Here is a 20,540-nt window from a genome sequence, read left to right on the forward strand (position 1 = left end):
CTCATCAGGAGGCCCTCCCCTTACTGAGGTTGCGTTCGGTGAGCAGAAGAACCAGGGCCGACGACGGCGGGTGGCGGTTGCGCAACTGGCGCGTGCGCGCGCGCCTGGTCGCGCTGATCCTCGTGCCGACCGCCGCCGCCGTGCTGCTGGGCGGCCTGCAGGTCGTCGCCTCCACCGGCGCGGCGGCCGACTACGACCGCGCCAACCAGCTGGCCCAGCTCGCCGAACGGGTCGGCGCCCTGAGCCACGAGCTCGGCGCCGAACGCGCCCGCACCTCCTGGTACATCGCGCTCGGCAGGCCCGAACGCGGCCTGGACGAGGTGCGCAAGCAGATGAGCAGGACCGACACCGAGGTCGAGAAGGTACGGCAGAGCGCCGTCGTCTTCGGCGCCGACCTCACGGGCCGCACCGGCGACGAGGTCGAGGCCGTGCTGGCCCGCCTCGAGGACCTCGCCGCGCTGCGCGACCAGGCACTCGAGTCCGACCTGCTGCCCGGCGCCGCGCTCGGCTCCTACACCGCCGTCATCTCCGACCTGCTCGCCCTCAACGACGAGCTCGGCAAGGGCACCGACGACGAGGAGCTGGCCCGCCAGTCGGCCACGCTCGACGCCCTGGCTCGCGCCAAGGAGAGCGCCTCGATGCAGCAGGCCCTGCTCACCACCGTGCTGGTGGCCGGCAGGTTCGAGCAGGAACAGCTCAAGGCCTTCCTCGGCGAGCAGGCCAGTGAGGCCAACGAGCGCAAGGCCTTCGCCGAGGAGGCCACCTCCGACGAGCGCCGCCGGTTCGACGAGGCGGTCAACGGGCGCCGCGCCGACCGGGCGCGCTTCCTGCGTGAGCTGGTCCTCGACCGGGCCAACGCGGGAGCCCCGCTCAAGGGGCTCGACCTGAGCAAGCCCGACGACGCGCGCGAATGGTTCGAGGCCGCAGCCGTCGTGGTCGACTCCCTCCGCACCGTCGAGGAACGCCACGCGGCGGGCATCGTCTCCCGCAGCGGCCTGCTGGCCGCCGAGGAGTCGCAGCGCGCCTACCTCGTCGCGGGAGCGGTGATCGCGCTGCTGCTGGCCATCCTGCTGATCACCACGGGCGTGGCCCGCTCGCTGGTACGCCCGCTGCGGCGGCTGCGCAGCGAGGCGCTCGAGATCGCGGGGGATCGGTTGCCCGCCTTCGTCCAGCGGCTGCGCGAGGCCCGCGACGGCGGCCCGCCCGCCGAGGTCGCGCCCATCGGGGTGTTCTCCAGGGACGAGGTCGGCGAGGTCGCGAGGGCCTTCGACGAGGTGCACCGCGAGGCCGTACGGCTGGCCGGCGACGAGGCCAAGCTGCGCGCCAACGTCAACGCGATGTTCGTCAACCTCTCGCGCCGCAGCCAGACCCTCGTCGAGCGCCAGCTGTCCCTGATCGAGCGCCTCGAGCGCGGCGAACGCGACGACAACCGCCTCGGCGACCTGTTCAGGCTCGACCACCTGGCCACCCGCATGCGCCGCAACAGCGAGAACCTCCTGGTCCTCGCCGGCCAGGAGGCGGCCCGCAAGTGGACCCAGCCGGTCGAGCTCATGGACATCGTGCGGGCCGCGCTGGGCGAGGTGGAGAGCTACGACCGCGTCGTGAACCAGATGCAGTCGGAGGTCGCGATCGCGGGACAGGCCGTCAACGACACCGTCCACCTGCTGGCCGAGCTGGTGGAGAACGCGGTGTCGTTCTCCTCCAGCGACACCAAGGTGGCCATCTCCAGCAACCGCATCGACGGCGGCGGGGTCATGATCGCTGTGACCGACAGCGGCATCGGGATGAGCCAGGAGGAGATCGCGCAGGCGAACTGGCGCCTGGCCAACCCGCCGGTGGTGGACGTGTCGGTGTCGCGGCGCATGGGCCTGTTCGTGGTCGGCAGGCTGGCGCTCAGGCACGACATCCGCGTCCAGCTCCGCCGCCAGGACGCCGGGGGGCTCACGGCGATGGTGCTGATCCCCGAGGCGCTGCTCACCGCGATCCCCGGCCAGCTGCCGGGCCCCGGTCAGCCCGCGCACGGGCCACACGGGCCACACGGTCAGCCCGCGCACGGCCCGCATGGTCAGCCCGCGCTTGGCCTTCCTGGGCAGCCCGGGCACGGGCCGCACGGTCAGGCCGCGCACGGCGCTCCCGGGCACGGGCCGCTCGCCACTCATGGCCGGCCGCCCGCTCATGGTCAGCCGCTGGCGCCTGGGCACGCCTTCGCGCCCGGGCAGCCTCCCGGCGGCCCGGTGGTGCCCGCTCAGGCGGGGCCCATGGCCTACGAGCACCCGTCGCTGGACAACCTGCGGCCCACGCCCATGGGCGCGCCGGTGCGCGACAGCCCATCCGGGTTCGACGGCCCACCGGCGTTCGACGGGCCCTCGACCTTCGACAGCGCCGCGCTCTTCGACGGCCCCGGCACGTACGACAGCCCGCCGGTCGACTGGTTCGCCACCAACGACGCGCCGTCCACGGACCTGTCCGACCGCACCGCGAACGGCCTGCCCCGGCGCGGCGGCCAGGGTGAGGGGCTCGGCTTCCGGCAGATGCCGGGGCTGGGCGGCTCGCCAGGCCCCTACTCGGGCCAGGCCGACGCCACCAGACCGCTGCCCCGGGTGGAGAGCTCGTCGCTGGAGACGGGGGACGAGGAGTTCCTGCCGATCTTCGCCGCGGTGGAGTCCAACTGGTTCAAGCGCCCCGACACCACCCTCGAACGTCCCAAGCCCACGGACGGCGGCCGCCCCCACGAAGGACGGCACGCGCAGGCGGCACCCCCCAGCGGGTCCCCCCAGTCGCCCCAGCAGCCCGACGACGTGTGGTCCTCGCCCGCCGACGCGGGATGGCAGGCCGCCCGATCGGCAAGCGAGCCGAACAGCGGCGGCCTCACCTCCTCCGGCCTGCCCAAACGCAAGCCGAGGGCGAACCTGGTGCCGGGTTCGGCCCTCCCGCAGGCGCAGAGTCCCGCGCCGCCCCTGCCACCCGTTTCACCCGACAGGATCCGCAGCAGGCTGGCGAGCTACCAGCAGGGCGTGCGCAAGGGCCGCGCCGAGATCGAGGGCGCGCGCGAGGAGGAGGAACAGCGGTGAACGAGTTGAGCCAGGCGGCCAGGGATGTCAACTGGCTGGTCAGCGGCTTCGTCGAGGAGGTGCCAGGCGTCGCGCACGCCGTGGTGGTCTCCGCCGACGGGTTGCCGATGGCGTTCTCGAGGGGCTTCCCCAAGGACCGGGCCGACCAGCTCGCCGCCGTGGCCGCAGGACTGGTCAGCCTGGTGCAGGGCGCCGCGCGGGTCTTCGAGGCCGGCGGCGTCACCCAGACGGTCGTGGAGATGCAACGAGGGCTGATGCTGGTCATGAACATCAGCGACGGGTCGTGCCTGGCCGTGCTGGCCGCGCCCGACTGCGACATGGGCCTGGTCGCCTATCAGATGACGGTTCTGGTCGAGCGGGCGGGCCAGGTGCTCACGCCCGCCGTGCGGGCGGAACTGTCCTCAGCGCGTCCCTGGTGATGGGAGAGCATCGTGGCCACGTGGAATGACGGCCCCCCTTACGGGCACGGGGCGCCGCCCTCTCCGAACTACGGGGCGCCGCCGTCCCCGAACTACGGGGAGCCGCCCTCTCCGAACTACGGGGCGCCGCCGTCCCCGAACTACGGGGAGCCCCCGCAGGAGGAGCGCAGCTCCCTGGTGCGGATGTACTCCCTCACCGGCGGGCGTACCGCGCCGCGCACGAACCTGGCCATGGAGGCGCTGGTCTCCTCGGCGACCTCGGCCCAGCTCGGCCTGAACCACACCCGCGAATACCGGGCCATCAGCGAGCTGTGCCGGCAGGTCAGGTCCGTCGCGGAGGTGTCGGCGCTGCTGGCCATCCCCCTCGGGGTGGCCAGGGTGCTGATCGCGGACATGGAGGCGGAAGGGCTCGTCCGGATCTACCAGCCCCAGCTGGACGCCGGCATGCCGAACAGGAACCTGCTGGAAAGGGTGCTCAGTGGACTTCGCAGGCTCTAGCCACAGGAAACATGCAAAATTGACCGCCATCGCCTGCCTCAGCGGTCACGAACCTCACATGGTGGTCTGATGAGCATGCTTCCTGTGGAAGGTGGGCTCACCTCGACGAAGATCGTGGTGGCGGGCGGTTTCGGCGTCGGCAAGACGACGTTCGTGGGCGCGGTGTCGGAGATCCTGCCACTGACCACCGAGGCGGTCATGACGAACGCCTCGGCGGGGGTGGACGATCTCAGCCTCACCCCCGACAAGACGACCACCACGGTGGCCATGGACTTCGGCAGGGTCTCGCTCGACCGCGACCTGATCCTCTATCTGTTCGGCACGCCGGGCCAGCACCGGTTCTGGTTCATGTGGGACGACCTGGTGCGCGGCGCGATCGGGGCGATCGTGCTGGTCGACACCCGCAGGCTGGCCGACAGCTTCCCCGCCATCGACTACTTCGAGGAGGCGAAGCTGCCGTTCGTGATCGGGCTCAACGGGTGGAACGGGAAGTTCCAGCACGCCGAGAACGAGGTGCGCGACGCGCTCACGCTGCCCTCGCCGGTGCCGATCGTGCGCACCGACGCCCGCTCCCGCGAGGCGGTCAAGAGCACGCTCATCACGCTGGTCGAGCATGCCCTGACCGTCCGCTCCGCCTACGGCCCCGCCTACTGAGCCGACGTCAGGCGGCGCGCCACCAGTGGGCCGCGACCAGCTCGGCGACGAGGGTCTCGGTCAGCAGGGCGACGTCGGGGTCCTGGTCGTGCCGGTAGCGGACCGAGCCGCGCTCGCCCTCCACGTGGCCGCCGACCGTGAGGACGGTGGAGCCCCGCTGCGTGATCCAGTCCATGGCCTGCGCGTCGTAGGCCGAGCCGGGGAACAGCAGCGCCCGGTAGGAGAGGGTCTTGGTGAGGTAGACGTCCACGTGCGACCAGTCCCCGCTCTCGCAGGCGTCGGCGGGGCGGCGCGGACCCTCGCGGACCATCAGCGCCGACTGCTCGGCCGACGACAACCGCTCGGCCGGGGCGACTGCGTAGACGCCGTGCGGCCCTTCGAGCAGCTCGAGGGCCCGCGGCAGCCACTCATCGCGCCGGTCGAGCAGGTCCGAGGTGGCCTCCGCGGCCAGCCGTACCAGCGCGGGGAGGTCGCGCCCCGCACCGGTGAGGTCCGACTCCATCGCCAGCAGGTGGACCAGCGTGTGCTGGAAGGTACGGCAGGCCACGCCGCCGCGCTCCTCTCCCGCCAGCATCGGGACGACCTGATCGGCCCCCTCGGTGATCGCCGAGCCTGGCACGTTGGTGAGGGCCACGACGGGGGAAGGCCCACCGGCGTAGCGGGCGAGGGCGTCGAGCGTCTCCCTGCTCCCGCCGGTCGCCGAGATCGGCACGACGAGCGTCTCGGGGCCGGCCGGGAAGGTGGCGGCCGCCGAGCCGTACTCGGCGTAGGCGTCGAAGCCTCTGGCGCGCAGGCGCAGGGCGGCCACGCCCGCGGCGTAGCGGGAGCTGCCCATGCCGAGGAAGACCACCCGCCTGACGCTCTCGGGCAGCGGCGGGCGCTCCTTCTCCAGCCAGGCGGCCAGCTCGGTGAGGGCGGCGGGCTTGGCCTCCAGGTCCGCCTGGAAGAGTTCGGGGTTCACGTGGTCTCCTCGGTGAAGCGGGTGCGCAGCACGCCCATCGGGGCGTAGCGCCAGCGGGGCAGATGGCGGGCGGAGTAGATCAGCTCGCGGCACTCCTGCTCGATCTCGAACGGGCCGATCAGCCGCTCGTCCAGCAGCTCCGGCCGGCCGCCCGCGCGCAGGCCCGCACGGTAGGCGGTCAGCAGCGTCTCGCGGGCGGTCGCGGCCCACGTGGCGGCGGCCGAGGGGGCGGCGCCCCTGCGCTTGATCGCCACCTGGGCCACGTGCTCGAGGCTGGTGGTGAGCTGGGCGACGTCACGGGCGGCAGGCTGGTACGGCTCGGCCTCGGCGACCGTGGGGTTGCCGTCGAAGTCGATCACGGCGTAGCCGTCGCGCCACCGCAGGATCTGTCCCACGTGGAGGTCGCCGTGGATACGGATCGTGGTGTGGTCGGCGGCCGCGGCCAGCGGCTTCAGTTCCGCCTCGAGAGCGCCGGCGTGCGCCCGCAGCCACGCTCCGTCCGCCCCGTCGGTGAGCTCGAGCGCCTCCCCGAGCGCGCCGACCGCCCTGCCGAAGAGAGCCGCGGCGGAGAGAGCGGCGGTGGAAGGACCGGTGCTGGAAGGGCCGACGGTGGAGGGGAGGGTGGCGAGAGCGAGATGCAGGTCGGCGGCGAGCCGCCCCAGCGTGGTGGCGAAGGCGGTGCGGCCGGCCTCGGCCTCGTCCACGCACCACTCCCATCCGTCCCGCGCCTCCGGGAGGTATCCGGTGACCAGGGCGAGCAGCCGCTCCGTCCCCGAGGGGCCGGCCACGGTGAGAGCCGCGTACGGCGGCGCCGTGTGCCGGAAGCCGACCTCGGTGAGATGCGCGAAGGCGGCGAGCGTCGGATGGGGGAGCGGCGCGGGAACGGTCAGCCACTTCACCACCACCCGCTCGCCCACGACCACCGAGTGGTTGGTCTGGTCGGCGTCGATCCCGCGCTCCTGCCAGGCGGGTTCCCCCTGGTGAGGGCCGTCGGGCAGCGGGAGGTAGCGGCGCAGGGAGAATGGCGGGGGCACGGGAGAGCGCAGGGCGGCGAGGAACGCCGACGTGCGGCCGTCTCCCGCGCGGGGGACGGCGGTGTCCTCCCGATCGGTGACGGGCGTCTCACCCAGCGAGAGCAATTGCTCCCAAATTGAATCGCGATTCAACAACGGGATCAAACTTCCTGGTGACAATGTCCGCAAAAGTCTTGCTCATGTTGATGTTGGCTGCAACACTCCTGCTTTGGTCTGCAGTGCCCGGTTGGTCGCGAGACCCCTCGTACATCTGAATCTAGAAGGAGTAGCGGCCGTGTCCCGTATCCGGTACACCCGTCGTCTTCCGGTCGTCGTGGTGGCGGCCGGACTCGCGCTCGCCGTCGCGGCGTGTGGCGGCGAGTCGTCGACCGACAGCGCCAAACCAGCACCGAGCGCTGCGGCGCAGCTGGACGCCAAGGCCGACCTGTCCAAGCAGAGTCTCACGGTGACGGTCTGGCCGGGCTACACGCCCAAGGAGCTGGCCGACAAGGCCAAGGCCAAGCTCGGCATCAGCAAGGTCGACATCACCGAGCACGACACCAACGAGACCGCGATGACGAAGCTGACCACCCAGGGCGGCGAGAGCATCGACGTGGCGTTCGTCTCGGGACAGTATGCCCAGGCGCTCAACGAGCAGGGGCTGCTGGAGCCGATCCACGCCGAGCTGATCCCGAACCTCAGCAACCTCTACCCCGAGGCCACGCAGCTCTCCTACGACAAGGGCAACAAGTTCTCGGTGCCCTACACCTGGGGCACCACCGGCATCTGCTACCGCAGCGACCTGGTCAAGGCCGAGCCGAAGAGCTGGAAGGACATCCTGACCCCGCCGGAGTGGGCCGACAAGAAGGTCTCGATGATGACCACCGAGCGCTGGCTGGCCCTGCCCGCGCTCAAGGTGCTGCGCTACTCGGTCAACACCGACAAGGACGAGGAACTCGCCAAGGCCAAGGAGCTGCTGCTCGCGGCCAAGCCGCACGTGATCTACGACGACGTCACCTTCGGACAGAAGCTGCAGTCGGGCGAGACCGTGATGGCCGAGGCGTGGGACGGCTGGTGCCCGACCACGGACCCGAAGAAGAACATCAAGTTCGTCGTCCCGAGCGAGGGCAGCGACCTCTGGGTGGACACCATGGTGATCATGAAGTCCTCCAAGAACAAGGAGGCCGCGCACGCTCTGATCAACTACATCCTCGATCCCGAGATCCACAGCTGGGCGGCCACGAACATCAACTACAAGGTGCCCAACAAGGCGGCCATGGACAAGGTCGAGAAGCCCGAGGGTTCACTGCTCGGCATCTCCCCCGCCGAGTTGCTGCAGGGTGAGTCGATCATCGACCTGGGTGAGGCGTCGGCCAAGTACACCCGCCTGTCGACCGAGGTCGCGGCCAAGTAGCGGTGAAAGTCCTCGGCAAGCCCCGGCCGGTGTCCCCCCGCTGGGGGCGCCGGCTGGGCGCGTTCGTGTTCCTGGGCCCGGGCGTCGCCTACCTGGCGGTGCTGCTGCTGGTGCCCCTCGCGCTGATCCTCAGCTACACCGTCTTCAGGCGCGGCCGCTTCGGCGGGATCGTCTACGAGTTCACGACGGAGAACTTCAGCCGGCTGTTCGACCCGCTCTACCTGGACGTCGTGCTGGCGTCGGTCAAGCTGGCCACGCTGACCACCGTGTTCGCCCTCCTGCTCGGCTACCCCACGGCGTACCTGATCGCCCGGCTGCCGCGCACGTGGAAGACGGTCGCGCTGGTCGCGATCGTGCTGCCGTTCTGGACGAACTTCATCATCAGGGTCTACGCGTGGACGATCCTGCTCAGCGGGCCCGGCCTGATCAACTCGGCGCTGGGCACGCAGCTGGAGCTTCTCTACAACCACGGGGCGATCGTCACCGGGCTGCTCTACTCCTACCTGCCGCTGATGGTGCTGCCGTTGTACGCGGCGATCGAGAGGCTCGATCCGCAGCTGCGGGAGGCCTCGGCCAACCTGGGCGCCTCGGCCTTCACAACCTTCCGCAGGGTCACGCTGCCGCTCACGCTGCCCGGCGTGGCGACCGGCTGCCTGTTCGTCTTCGTGCCGAGCTTCGGCAATTTCGTCATCCCCGAGATCCTCGGCGGAGGGCGCACGGCCACGGTCGGCACGCTGATCCGCGCGGAGTTCCTCAAGTCGCGTGACTGGCCCTTCGGCTCCACGCTGGCGCTGGCCGTCATCGTGGTCCTGATCGTGCTGCTGGTGATCCAGTCGTGGGTGAGCCGCCGTGGGTAAGCCGCGCTTCCTCTACGTGCCGTTCTGGCTGACCTACGTCTTCCTCTACGCGCCGATCATCGTGCTCGTCGTGATGTCCTTCAACGCCGGCAAGTCGCCCTACCTCTACGAGGGCTTCAGCCTCAAGTGGTACGGCGTGCTCGCCGAGGACGACAAGGTCATGGAGGGCCTGGTCAACACGCTGATCGTGGCGGCCGGATCGACCGTGCTCGCCACGGTGCTCGGCACCCTGCTGGCGGTGGGCCTGGCGAGGTACACGCGCTCCAAGCTGCTCGACGCGCTCGGCCTGATGCCGGCGATCCTGCCCGACCTGGTGCTGGCGATCGGCCTGCTGGTCTTCTACGACCTGGTGAACTTCAGCCTCGGCCTGCACTCGGTGGTCCTGTCGCACGCGCTGTTCGGCATGGCCTTCGTCGCGGCCGTCGTGCGCACCAGGCTCGCCCACGCGGACTCCTCGCTGGAGGAGGCCTCACGCGACCTCGGGGCCGGGCCCGTCACCACCTTCGTCAGGGTGACCCTGCCGCAGCTCACGCCCGGCATCGTGGCGGGCGCGCTGCTGGCCTTCACCCTGTCGATCGACGAGTTCGTCATCGCGTTCTTCACGGCGGCGCCGACCGAGCCGACGCTGCCCATCGTCATCTACTCAATGATCAGGTTCGGGGTGACCCCGGAGATCAACGCGCTCGCGACGATCCTGCTGCTGGTGAGCTTCACCGTGGTGATCGCCGCCCAGCGCATGACGAAGATCGGGGAGATTCGTGCTCAAGATTGACGGCGTCACCCGCAGGTTCGGTGACGTCACCGCGCTCGACAACGTCTCGCTGGAGATCGAGCAGGGCGAGTTCTTCGCCCTGCTCGGCCCTTCGGGCTGCGGGAAGACCACGCTGCTGCGCATCCTGGCCGGGTTCGAGACCCCGGACGACGGCACGGTCACGCTCGACGGCGACGACCTGCTGTCGATGCCGCCGAACCGCCGGCCGATCAACCTGATGTTCCAGTCGTACGCGCTGTTCCCGCACATGAGCGTGGCCAAGAACATCGCCTACGGCCTGCAGCAGGACAAGCTCGGCAGGGCCGAGATCAAGCAGCGGGTCGACGAGGTGCTCGAGACCGTCGGCCTGGCCGAGATGGCCGGGCGCAAGCCGTCCCAGCTGTCGGGCGGCCAGCGCCAGCGTGTCGCACTGGCCCGCGCGATCGTCAAGCGCCCGCGGCTGCTGCTGCTCGACGAGCCGCTGTCGGCGCTGGACAAGAAGGTCAGGGCGGGCATGCAGCTGGAGCTCAAGCGGCTGCAGCACGAGGTCGGCATCACCTTCGTCGTGGTCACCCACGACCAGGAGGAGGCCATGTCGCTGGCCGACCGCATCGCCGTCTTCGAAAAGGGGCGGGTGCGGCAGGTGGACGAGCCCGTCACGCTGTACGAGCGGCCCCGCACGCCGTTCGTGGCCGACTTCGTCGGCGCCAACAACCTCTTCGAGGGAACGGCGGTGCCCGGCGGCCTCGACGTGCCCCAGCTCGGCGTCCTGCCGGGTGAGGGGACCGAGCTGGCGGGCGTCACGGCGCTGCTGGCCATCAGGCCGGAGAACGTCAGGCTCGCCGACCGCGGCCTGCTGGGCACCGTGATGGACGTCAGCTTCTACGGCGGCATCTCGCACATCGCGGTCACCGTGGAGGGCAGGGACAAACCCGTCCTGGTCGCCCAGCAGGGGGCCGCGAAGGTGGAGGTGGGCGCCCAGGTCAGGCTCGGCTGGGACCGCGAGGACGCGGTGCTGATCCAGTGAGGGCCGGCTCAGTGGGACAGGTCGCAGCCGGTGGCCGTGCGGGCGTAGTCGAGGATGAGCTCGACGGCCTCCTCGGGGCCGATGAGCGGATGCCTGGCGGTGATGCGGTAGCCGTAGGCGTCCTCCAGCGCCACCAGGTTGCGCGAGATCGTCAGCGACTCGCTCGACAGGTCGAAGACGCCCAGCGCCTGCCCGGTGTCCAGGATGGCCTGGTACATCGAGACCTGGCGGTCGTAGAGGGTGGTCAGCAGCAGGCCGTAGATCCGGTTGCGGCCCGCCGCTCCGCCCAGCTCGTTGAGCAGGCGCACGTCGGGATCGAGCGGCCCGGTGGGCACGCCGGAGCGGATGGTCGTGACCAGCTTGCGGGCGGGGTCGCTGATCGTCGAGATCTGGCGCATGCGGTGCTCGTAGAAGCGCTCGACGCTGGCGTGGTGCGCCTCGACCAGGAGCTCGCTGAGGTCGGGGTAGTGGTAGAGCACCGCGCCGGAGGTCAGCCCGGCCTCCTCGGCCACGTGCGCCAGGTGCACCCCGTCGATGCCGTGACGGACGATGGCTCGGCGGGCCGCCTCGATGAGGTCGATCCGCCGGTCCGAGCGGCTCTTGCGCGCGGTCACCAGCACCCCCGTTTCTATCGCGCCATTAAGGTCAACCGGGCACATACTGCCTTGAAGTTGACCTTCACGCTAGACCAGTATTTGAATCGCAATTCAATTGAGTGTCCCCCTCGGAGTTGATCATGTCTCTCACCATCCTGTTCATGCCCGAGAGCGCCTACGGGCCGACGAACAACAGCATCGGCATCGGCGACATCCTGCGCCGCCGCGGCCACCGCGTGGTCTTCGCGGCCGAGGCGTCGTGGAAGGGCAAGCTCGAGGCGCTGGGCTTCGAGGAGGACCTGGTCGACCTCGCCCCGCCGCCCGAGGACGCCGAGGAGCAGGACCCGGGTCAGTTCTGGAAGGACTTCATCCGCGAGACCGCGCCTGAGTACCGCAAGAGCACCAGGGAGCAGCTCGAGACCGTCACCAAGCCCATCTGGGACGCGCTCATCGACGGCGTGAAGTACTGCGAGCCGCAGCTGAAGGCGATCATCGACAGGGTGCAGCCGGACATCATCGTCGAGGACAACGTCATCACCTTCCCCGCGCTGCTCACCGCGGGCAAGAAGTTCGTCCGTATCGTCTCCTGCAACCCGCTGGAGGTGCGCGGCCCCCAGGTGGCGCCGGTCTTCTCGGGTCTGCCCGCCGACGACCCCTCCGAGTGGGAGGACTTCCGCGCGGAGTACGACCGTACCCACCGCGAGATGTGGACCGCCTTCAACGAGTGGTGCGTCGAGCAGGGCACCGCGCCGCTGCCCGACCTCGACTTCATCCACGAGGGCGACCTGAACCTCTACGTCTACCCCGAGCTGCTCGACTACACCGACGCCCGTCCGCTCGGCCCGAGCTGGCACCGCCTCGACTCCTCCGTCCGCGAGACCGACGAGGACTTCGAGCTGCCGTTCGCCAAGGGCGAGGGCGCGCTGGTCTACTTCTCGCTCGGCTCGCTCGGCTCGGCCGACGTCGAGCTGATGCAGCGCGTGATCGACGTGCTGGCCACCACCCCGCACCGCTACATCGTCTCCAAGGGCCCGCTGCACGAGGAGATCAAGCTCGCCGACAACATGTGGGGCGCGGAGTTCGTGCCGCAGACGAAGATCATCCCGCAGGTCGACCTGGTCATCACCCACGGCGGCAACAACACCACCACCGAGGCGATGCACTTCGGCAAGCCGATGATCGTGCTGCCGCTGTTCTGGGACCAGTACGACAACGCCCAGCGCGTCGCCGAGCTCGGGTACGGCGTGCGCCTGTCCACCTACTCCTTCACCGATGAGGAGCTCACCGGCGCCCTCGACCGCCTGCTCGGCGACACCGAGCTGCGCGGGAAGCTGGCCGAGGCAGGCGAGGAGATCCGCCGTCGCGACGGCCTGCGCAAGGCCGCCGACCTGATCGAGCAGCTCGGCCAGTAGGCCCGCCCCGGAGGGGAACGTCCCGCGCGTTCCCCTCCGGCCTGGTGCCCGCCGTCACGGCAGGCGACCGACCCGATCGTTTCCGAGGAAAGACACGATGCGCCAACTGATCAACCCGGCCACCGGCCGGCCGTTCGCCGAGGTGCCCGACACTCCCGTCGCCGAGGTGGCGGCCGCCGTACGGCGGGCCAGGCGAGCCTTCGAGGAGTGGTCGCAGACCACGCCCGCCGACCGGGCCAGGATGCTGCTGCGCCTGGCCGACCTGGTGGAGGCCGACGCCGAGGAGCTGACCAGGCTCGAGGTGGAGGAGACGGGCAAGCCCGCCGCCGTCTTCAGGGACGGCGAGCTGCCCTTCGCCGCCGACAACCTGCGCTTCTTCGCCGGGGCGGCCCGCTCGCTCGAAGGCAGCGGGGCGGGGGTGTTCAGCGCGGGCTACACCTCCGTGCTGCTGCGCCGTCCCGTCGGGGTCGTGGGGTCGATCGCGCCGTGGAACTTCCCCTTCGTGATGGCGGTGTGGAAGCTCGGCCCCGCGCTGGCGGCGGGCAACGCGGTGGTCATCAAGCCGGCCCCGCAGACCCCGCGCACGACCATGCGCCTGGCCGAGCTGATCGCCAAGGCGGGCGCGCCCGAGGGGCTCGTGCAGGTGGTGACGGGCGACGCCGAGGTCGGCGAGGCGCTGGTCACCGATCCTGGCGTGGACATGGTGAGCGTGACGGGCTCCACGGAGACGGGACGGGCGGTGATGTCGGGGGCCGCGAAGACGCTCAAGCGCGTGCACCTGGAGCTCGGCGGCAAGGCCCCCGCGCTGGTGTTCGAGGACGCCGACCTGGCCGAGACGGCGCGCGGCGTGGCCATGGGGGCCACCTACAACACCGGCCAGGACTGCACCGCCGCCACCCGCGTCTACGTCGCCAGGCAGGTGTACGCGGACGCCGTGGAGGCGATCCGCGCTACGCTGGCAGAGATCACGATCGGCGATCCGTGGGACCCCACAACGGACATCGGGCCGCTGATCTCGGCCGCCCACCGCGACAGGGTGCACGGTTTCGTGACCCGGTCCGACGCGGAGGTGCTCTTCGGCGGTGCTCCCGTCGACGCGCCCGGCTTCTTCTACCCGCCCACCCTCATCGCGGGTCCCTCGCAGGACAGCGAGATCGTCCAAGGCGAACTTTTCGGTCCGGTTCTTGTCGTGCTGCCCTTCGACGGCGAGGACGAGGCTGTCAGGTTGGCCAACGACACCCGTTACGGCCTGGCCTCCTCGGTGTGGTCGCGCGACGTGGCCAGGGCCATGCGCGTCTCGCACCGCCTGGACGTCGGGGTGACGTGGGTGAACGATCATCTGCCGATCGCCAGCGAGGCTCCGCACGGCGGCGTGAAGGGCAGCGGCTTCGGCAAGGACATGAGCCAGGAGGCGGTCCAGGAGTACTCCGTGACCCGTCACCTCATGATCAAGCACGCGGCTCCGGCCGAGCGGGACTCGTTCCGGCCGGCCTAAACAGCATGTGGCGTTATGGGCGAAAAAGCTAGGTTTGTGGGCGTTTGGCGGAATATGTCTCGTTCGCTGATCTGGTCAGGTTGTGTTCCAATTACGATCGCTCCTGGAATCCCATGCGCCACATGCGTGTCAGAGATTGTCGAGCACGTATGGCGAGAGGTTGCGAGACTCTGTGAGGACGGAAAACCCCCGGCACGCCGCCCCGGGGGAGGACACAGGAAAGAAGCCCGGGTCGGGCAGTCGTTTCCAGCTAGGTAACTGGCGGGTGCGATCGCGCCTCATCCTGCTCATCCTGATCCCCACCATCGTGGGCGTCCTCCTCGCCGGGATCCAGCTGGCCAACTCCATCGGCACCGCCGCCGAGTACCGCCGCCTGACCCAGGTGGCCGAGCTCGTGCAGCGGCTCGGCGCGCTCTCCCACGAGCTGGGCAAGGAACGCGCGCTCACCGCCTGGTACATCGCCGACCACCGAAGGGCGCGCCGCCTGGCGATGCTGCGCAACCAGCGGGACGTGGTCGACGCGGCGAAGAAGAAGGTGCTCGCCAGCACCACGGGCATCGACGACGCCCACTCCGCCCGCGTGCGCCAGGAGGTCGACGAGGCCACCCGCTGGCTGAACGGCATCGACGGCCTCCGCGAGTCGATCCTCGGTGACAGCGTCCCCGCCCGAGCGGCGGTCAAGACCTTCACCTCGATGATCGACGTCATGGAGGGCCTGCAGAGCGAGCTGATCGCCTCCGGCAACAACGACCGCCTGCTCGGTGACTCCACCGCCCTCGGCGCGCTGGAGCGCGCCAAGGAGGAGGTCTCCCGGCAGCAGGTCATCCTCGTCGTCGCGCAGATCGAGCGCAGCCTCGACTACGACGACCTCTCCGACTTCCTCGGTTCGTGGAACGCCCAGCAGACCGAGCTGGCCGTCTACGAGGCCGAGGCCTCGGTCGACGACCTGGCCTTCTACCGCAAGACGATCAGGGGTCAGGAGATCGACCGCGCCGACGCCATGCGCCAGCGCGCGCTGGCCCAGATGCGCGAGTACAAGGAGATCCGCGACCTCGACATCACCTCGCTGCGCGACCTCACGCTCTGGTACGACAGCACCGAGAAGACCGTCGACGCCATGCGCAAGGTCGAGGACCAGCTGGCCACCTCGATCGTGGCCCAGACCAAGGTGCTGGCCGGCGACGAGCAGCGCGACGCCATCATCTCGGGCGCGACCATCCTCGTCCTGCTGGTGCTGGTGCTGCTGATCACCACCAGCGTCGCGGGCTCGCTGGTCCGCCCGCTGCGCAGGCTGCGGGCCGAGGCCCTGGAGGTGGCCGGCAGCCGCCTGCCCGACACGGTCCGCGCGCTGCGCGAGTCGGGCGACGGCGCGGTCATCCCCGAGGTCCCCTCCATCGGCGTGCTCACCCGCGACGAGATCGGGGAAGTCGCGAGGGCCTTCGACGAGGTGCACCGCGAGGCCGTACGCCTCGCCGGCGACGAGGCCAAGCTGCGCGCCAACGTCAACGCGATGTTCGTCAACCTCTCCCGCCGCAGCCAGACCCTCGTCGAGCGCCAGCTGTCGCTCATCGAGGGCCTGGAGAACGGCGAAGAGGACGAGCAGCGTCTGGCCAACCTCTTCAGGCTCGACCACCTGGCCACCCGCATGCGGCGCAACAGCGAGAACCTCCTGGTCCTCGCCGGCCAGGAGGCCGCCCGCAAGTGGACGGAGCCGGTCGAGCTGGTCGACATCGCCCGCGCCTCCCTGTCGGAGGTCGAGGGGTACGAGCGGGTCAACATCCAGGTGCCGACCGGCACCATGGTGGCCGGGCCCGCCGTCACCGACGTCGTCCACCTGCTCGCCGAGCTGATCGAGAACTCGATCTCCTTCTCCCCGCGCGAGACCAAGGTCAGTGTCACCAGCAGCCGCGCCGACGGCGGCGTCATGGTCGCCGTCGTCGACCTCGGCATCGGCATGACCGCCGACGAGGTCGCGCAGGCCAACTGGCGCCTGGCCAACCCGCCGGTCGTGGACGTCTCGGTCTCGCGGCGCATGGGCCTGTTCGTGGTCGGCCGCCTGGCCCTGCGCCACGGCATCACCGTGCAGCTGCGCTCGCAGCCGACCGGCGGCGTCACCGCCCTGGTCGTCCTGCCCGACACCCTGCTGGTCTCCGCGTCGGCTCCCGCCCAGACCGGTTTCCCGTACCAGCAGACGCAGAGCTCCTACAGCCCGTTCGACGCGCCCGTGCTGGCGGCGCCGGTGGCGCAGGTCGGCAGGGAGACCCCCGACGTGCGGCCCTTCGAGGAGCCGATGCACACGCCGTGGCCCGGCGTGCTGCCGCCTCCCGGCGGCGACTCGGCCTGGCCCCCGCTGGGCGAGGAGCGCGCGTTCGGCACCCCGGCGGGCAACCCGGCCGGCAACGGCGGGCCGGCCGCAGGCGTGCCGTCCGTCAACGGGTTCGCCGGCGCCCCCGGCAGCGGGTTCGCCGACAGGTTCTCGGACACGGGCTTCCCCGACAGCGGTTTCCCTGACAGCGGCTACTCCGACGGCGGGTACCCCACGGACAGAGGGGCCCCCTCCACCGGCGCCTTCGCCGACAGCGGGTTCTCCAACAGCGGGTTCTCCGACAGCGGGTTCTCTGAGGACACGTTCTCTGACAGCGGGTTCTCCGACAGGGGCTTCGCCGACAGCGGCTGGCCCTCGGCCGCGCCGAGTAAGGCCGAGCCGACGTTCGACCCGTTCGCCAGGAGCCTGCCCGAGCCCGAGCCCAGGCCGATGGACGCCTTCGGCCGTCCGCCCGAGTTCGGGTCCAGGCAGGAGCCCGACACTACGCGCAGGGAGAGCCAGGACTCCCTCGGCTTCCCGTCCCAGGACTCCACGGCCACGTTCGGCCGGGTGGGCCAGGAGCCGCAGGGCGGCTTCATGGGGCTGCCCGAGCCTGACATGACCGGCCCGCTCCCCGTCGTCCGCACCTCCCCCATGGACGAGGACGGCGAGGAGTTCCTGCCCATCTTCTCCTCCGTCGGCTCCGACTGGTTCCGCAGGCCGGACCCCGAGGAGCTGAAGGCCGCCAGGGACGACGCCGCGCCCGGCCAGCTGCCCGCCCGCCGTCCGGCGCAGGCGGAGGAGCAGGCCGAGCAGGCGCCGCGCGGTCAGCAGCAGGCGCAGAGCATGCGTGAGTCGCGGCCCCAGGGCCTGCCGCAGCGCAGGCCCGGCCAGAGCGCGCCGACCCCGCCCTCGTGGTCCTCTCCCGCCGACAGCGGCTTCCAGGCGGCCCGCGCCGCGGCCGAGCCCGCCCAGGGCGGCACCACGGCCTCCGGACTGCCACGAAGGGTTCCGAAGGCCAATCTGGTCCCCGGTTCGGCGAGCGCGGCGGAGAGCGCCGCCCCCGAACCGGCGGCGCCAATCTCGCCCGACCGGGTGCGCAGCCGCCTGTCCAGCTTCCAGCAGGGAGTACGGCAGGGCCGCGAGTTCACCCGTGAGAACAAGGAGGAGCAATGAGAGAGCTGAGTCAGGGCGCCAGGGGTGTCAACTGGCTGATCACCGACTTCGTGAACAACGTGCCAGGTGTGGCCCACACCGTGGTGGTGTCGTCCGACGGTCTGCCACTGGCCTACTCCGAGGGCTTCCCCAAGGACCGGGCCGACCAGCTCGCCGCGGTGGCCTCCGGTGTGATCAGCTTGACGCAGGGCGCCGCCAGGGTCTTCGAGGGCGGTATGGTCACCCAGACGGTGATCGAGATGCAGCGCGGCCTTTTGATGATCATGTCCATCAGTGACGGCTCGTGCCTGGCGGTCTTGGCCGCCGCCGACTGCGACATGGGTCTGGTGGCTTACCAGATGACGCTGCTCGTGGAGCGCGCGGGACAGGTGCTCACGCCTGCCGTTCGCGCCGAGCTGCAGGCGTCGCGCCCTCGCTAGCCGGGATGTGAGATGGGGGACAGGAGAAGGCTGTGACAGATCAGGGTTGGGCTGGTGATAACAATCAGGGGCGACAACCTGCCCCGCGCCCGCAGGGGTCGAGCTCTCTGGTCAGGCCGTATGCCGTGACCGGAGGGCGCACGGCGCCGCGGGTGAAGTTCGCGATGGAGGCGCTGGTCTCCTCGGCCACCTCCGAACATCGCGACCTCTCTCTCCTCAGTCCGGAGTATCAAGCGATCATCCAGTTGTGCCGGTCGGTCAGGTCGGTCGCGGAAGTCTCCGCCCTTTTACGAGTTCCGCTCGGCATCACCCGGGTGCTGATCGCGGACATGGCGTCCGAGGGCCTGATCCGCGTGCACCAGCCGCAGCTGGAAGCGGGTAAGCCGGATCTCAACCTGCTCGAAAGGGTGCTCAGTGGACTTCGTAGGCTCTAGTGTCAACGGGAAACGTGCGAGATTGACCGCCATCGCCTGCCTCAGCCGGCTCGAACCTCACGTGGCGGTCCGATGAGCACGTTTCCCGTTGAAGGCGGGCTCACCTCGACGAAGATCGTCGTCGCTGGTGGCTTCGGCGTGGGCAAGACCACGTTCGTGGGTGCGGTGTCGGAGATCCTGCCGCTCACCACAGAGGCGGTCATGACCGACGCGTCGGCGCACATCGACGACGTGTCGCTCACGCCGAACAAGACGACCACCACGGTGGCCATGGACTTCGGCAGGGTCTCGCTCGATCGCGACCTGATCCTCTATCTGTTCGGCACGCCGGGCCAGCACCGGTTCTGGTTCATGTGGGACGACCTGGTGCGCGGCGCCATCGGCGCCGTCGTGCTGGTCGACACCCGCAGGCTGGCCGACAGCTTCCCCGCCATCGACTACTTCGAGGAGGCGAAGCTGCCGTTCGTGGTCGGCATCAACGGCTGGGACGGCCAGTACCTCCACGCGGAGGAGGAGATCAGGGAGGCGCTCACGCTCTCGCCGCACATCCCGCTCGTGCGCCTGGACGCCAGGTCGCGCGACTCGGTGAAGAGCACACTGATCACTCTGGTGGAGCACGCGCTCACGAGCCACGTGGGACCGCGCGGCTGACCCCGAGAGAATCGGTGGAGATCCACTCTCCTGGCGGCTATTGTCGGCTCTGATCATGGGGGAGAACCCGCTCAGAGATGAGCCAGACCGGCCGCTGTCGCCGCCGTCGGCCGAGGAACTGGCCGCGACGGCCCACACGCTGCGCTCGCGGTCGGCGGCCTGGCGCGCGGCCGACCGCGGCCGGGCGCTGACCGCCTTCGGCGCGGCTGTCGCGCGTGCCGAGGACCTGCTCGCCGCGCTGGTCGCCGACACGGGCCGGCGCGCGGAGTCCGAGCTCGAACTGCGCGCCGTGGCCGCGACCATCGACAGATGGGTACGGCAGGCGCCCGCCCTCCTGGCCGACCGGCCCGACGAGCCTGCGGAGATCCCGGGCATCGTGGTGGGCGGCGAGGTCGTGCCGTACGAGCTGGTGGGTGTGATCAGCCCGTGGAACTTCCCGCTGCTGCTCGGCCTGATCGACGCGATCCCCGCGCTGGCCGCCGGGTGCGCGGTGCTGGTCAAGCCCAGCGAGCTGACCCCGAGGTTCGTCGAGCCGCTCATGCGGCTGGTCCCGCCCGAGGTGCCGTTGCGGGTGGTCGAGGGGGCGGCCGAGACGGGCAGGGCGCTGGTCGGCCTGGTCGACGCCGTGGTGTTCACCGGCAGCGTCGCCACCGGCAGGCAGGTGGCCGAGGCCGCCGCCCGCGCCTTCATCCCCGCCTTCCTCGAACTGGGCGGCAAGGACCCCGCGATCGTGCTGGCCGGAGCGGACCTCGACCGGGCCGCCTCGGCGATCCTGCGCGGCGGCACCGCCAACGCGGGTCAGGCCTGCCAGTCGATCGAGCGCGTCTACGTGGCCCGCGAGGTCTTCGGCGACTTCCTCGCCCTGCTGGTCGCCAAGGCCGCCGCGGCCCCCGCCGGGCCGCTGGTCAGGACCGGCGTCATCCCCGAGCACCTGGCCGACGCCGTCGCCAGGGGAGCGGTCGTCCGCACGGGCGGCCGGATCGAGCGGCGCGACGGGTGGCACTGGCTGCGCCCGACGGTACTGACCGGCGTCGACCACACGATGCGGGTGATGACGGAGGAGACCTTCGGCCCGATCCTGCCGGTGATGCCGTTCGACGGCGTCGACGAGGCGGTCGAGCTGGCCAACGACTCCGAGTACGGCCTGTCGGCCGCCGTCTTCGCCGCCACCGAGCAGGAGGCGAGGGCGCTGGCCTCGCGGCTCAGGGTGGGCGCGGTCAGCGTCAACGACGCGGCGCTCACCGCCTTCGTCCACGAGGGCGAGAAGCACTCCTTCAACCTCTCCGGCCTCGGCGGCTCGCGGATGGGCCCCGCCTCCATCGGCCGCTTCGTCCGGCGCAGAGCCCACCTGGTGAACAGGTCACCCCGATCCGTCTGGAGCGTGTAG

The 20,540-nt window shown here is 70.6% G+C and carries 18 protein-coding genes; 15 read left to right on the forward strand and 3 right to left on the reverse strand.

Annotation, left to right across the window (positions count from 1 at the left end):
- Nucleotides 1-38: 38 nt before the first annotated feature.
- The 4 genes from H4W81_RS48225 (at nucleotide 39) to H4W81_RS45160 (ending at nucleotide 4,642) form a co-directional block, all read left to right on the forward strand.
- Entirely contained in the window at nucleotides 39-3,071 is a 3,033-nt protein-coding gene (locus tag H4W81_RS48225; protein ID WP_318782470.1) for a sensor histidine kinase, read from the forward strand.
- Complete coding sequence (locus tag H4W81_RS45150; protein WP_192780408.1) at nucleotides 3,068-3,490, forward strand: roadblock/LC7 domain-containing protein; 423 nt, start codon at nucleotides 3,068-3,070, stop codon at nucleotides 3,488-3,490. The genes H4W81_RS48225 and H4W81_RS45150 overlap by 4 nt, the downstream gene beginning before the upstream one ends.
- Before the next feature lie 12 nt (nucleotides 3,491-3,502).
- The gene (locus H4W81_RS45155; RefSeq protein ID WP_318782471.1) at nucleotides 3,503-3,988 is read left to right on the forward strand and encodes a DUF742 domain-containing protein; all 486 of its coding nucleotides are present in this window, start codon (nucleotides 3,503-3,505) and stop codon (nucleotides 3,986-3,988) included.
- Between the two features lie 69 nt (nucleotides 3,989-4,057).
- The gene (locus H4W81_RS45160) at nucleotides 4,058-4,642 is read left to right on the forward strand and encodes a GTP-binding protein (protein WP_225959093.1); all 585 of its coding nucleotides are present in this window, start codon (nucleotides 4,058-4,060) and stop codon (nucleotides 4,640-4,642) included.
- Nucleotides 4,643-4,649: 7 nt separating this feature from the next.
- Here the strand turns inward: H4W81_RS45160 and H4W81_RS45165 are convergent, their stop codons facing one another.
- Entirely contained in the window at nucleotides 4,650-5,603 is a 954-nt protein-coding gene (locus tag H4W81_RS45165) for an SIS domain-containing protein (RefSeq protein WP_192780409.1), read from the reverse strand.
- Nucleotides 5,600-6,742, reverse strand: a complete 1,143-nt coding sequence (locus tag H4W81_RS45170; RefSeq protein WP_192780410.1) for an aminoglycoside phosphotransferase — start codon at nucleotides 6,740-6,742, stop codon at nucleotides 5,600-5,602. The genes H4W81_RS45165 and H4W81_RS45170 overlap by 4 nt, the downstream gene beginning before the upstream one ends.
- A 169-nt stretch (nucleotides 6,743-6,911) precedes the next feature.
- Between H4W81_RS45170 and H4W81_RS45175 the strand changes: the two genes are divergently transcribed.
- Genes H4W81_RS45175 through H4W81_RS45190 form a run of 4 tightly spaced genes read left to right on the forward strand, consistent with a single transcriptional unit; the run spans nucleotide 6,912 to nucleotide 10,665 of the window.
- The gene (locus tag H4W81_RS45175; RefSeq protein WP_192780411.1) at nucleotides 6,912-8,030 is read left to right on the forward strand and encodes a polyamine ABC transporter substrate-binding protein; all 1,119 of its coding nucleotides are present in this window, start codon (nucleotides 6,912-6,914) and stop codon (nucleotides 8,028-8,030) included.
- Between the two features lie 29 nt (nucleotides 8,031-8,059).
- Entirely contained in the window at nucleotides 8,060-8,887 is an 828-nt protein-coding gene (locus H4W81_RS45180) for an ABC transporter permease (protein WP_318782472.1), read from the forward strand.
- Complete coding sequence (locus H4W81_RS45185; protein WP_318782473.1) at nucleotides 8,880-9,659, forward strand: ABC transporter permease; 780 nt, start codon at nucleotides 8,880-8,882, stop codon at nucleotides 9,657-9,659. The genes H4W81_RS45180 and H4W81_RS45185 overlap by 8 nt, the downstream gene beginning before the upstream one ends.
- Entirely contained in the window at nucleotides 9,646-10,665 is a 1,020-nt protein-coding gene (locus tag H4W81_RS45190) for an ABC transporter ATP-binding protein (protein WP_192780412.1), read from the forward strand. Before H4W81_RS45185 ends, H4W81_RS45190 begins: the two co-directional genes overlap by 14 nt.
- Before the next feature lie 8 nt (nucleotides 10,666-10,673).
- Here H4W81_RS45190 and H4W81_RS45195 read toward each other — a convergent pair whose 3' ends face one another.
- Nucleotides 10,674-11,279, reverse strand: coding sequence for a TetR/AcrR family transcriptional regulator (locus tag H4W81_RS45195; RefSeq protein ID WP_318782474.1), 606 nt, complete (start codon nucleotides 11,277-11,279; stop codon nucleotides 10,674-10,676).
- 122 nt (nucleotides 11,280-11,401) lie between these two features.
- Here H4W81_RS45195 and H4W81_RS45200 point away from each other — a divergent pair, with 122 nt between their 5' ends.
- From H4W81_RS45200 to H4W81_RS45230, 7 genes are all read left to right on the forward strand, one after another.
- Complete coding sequence (locus tag H4W81_RS45200) at nucleotides 11,402-12,673, forward strand: glycosyltransferase (protein ID WP_192780414.1); 1,272 nt, start codon at nucleotides 11,402-11,404, stop codon at nucleotides 12,671-12,673.
- 97 nt (nucleotides 12,674-12,770) lie between these two features.
- Complete coding sequence (locus H4W81_RS45205; RefSeq protein ID WP_192780415.1) at nucleotides 12,771-14,168, forward strand: aminobutyraldehyde dehydrogenase; 1,398 nt, start codon at nucleotides 12,771-12,773, stop codon at nucleotides 14,166-14,168.
- 265 nt (nucleotides 14,169-14,433) lie between these two features.
- Entirely contained in the window at nucleotides 14,434-17,649 is a 3,216-nt protein-coding gene (locus H4W81_RS45210) for a sensor histidine kinase (protein ID WP_192780416.1), read from the forward strand.
- Entirely contained in the window at nucleotides 17,646-18,068 is a 423-nt protein-coding gene (locus H4W81_RS45215) for a roadblock/LC7 domain-containing protein (RefSeq protein ID WP_192780417.1), read from the forward strand. The genes H4W81_RS45210 and H4W81_RS45215 overlap by 4 nt, the downstream gene beginning before the upstream one ends.
- Before the next feature lie 107 nt (nucleotides 18,069-18,175).
- On the forward strand, nucleotides 18,176-18,502 hold the full coding sequence (locus H4W81_RS45220; protein ID WP_221241885.1) for a DUF742 domain-containing protein: 327 nt from the start codon (nucleotides 18,176-18,178) through the stop codon (nucleotides 18,500-18,502).
- Nucleotides 18,503-18,574: 72 nt separating this feature from the next.
- A complete protein-coding gene (locus H4W81_RS45225; RefSeq protein WP_192780418.1) occupies nucleotides 18,575-19,153 on the forward strand; it encodes a GTP-binding protein in 579 nt (192 codons plus the stop codon).
- Nucleotides 19,154-19,208: 55 nt separating this feature from the next.
- Nucleotides 19,209-20,540 carry an aldehyde dehydrogenase family protein gene (locus tag H4W81_RS45230; RefSeq protein WP_192780419.1) on the forward strand — a complete coding sequence of 444 codons (1,332 nt, stop codon included), beginning with the start codon at nucleotides 19,209-19,211 and terminating at the stop codon, nucleotides 20,538-20,540.

Origin of the sequence: Nonomuraea africana (assembly GCF_014873535.1) — a bacterium.
Taxonomy (GTDB): domain Bacteria; phylum Actinomycetota; class Actinomycetes; order Streptosporangiales; family Streptosporangiaceae; genus Nonomuraea; species Nonomuraea africana.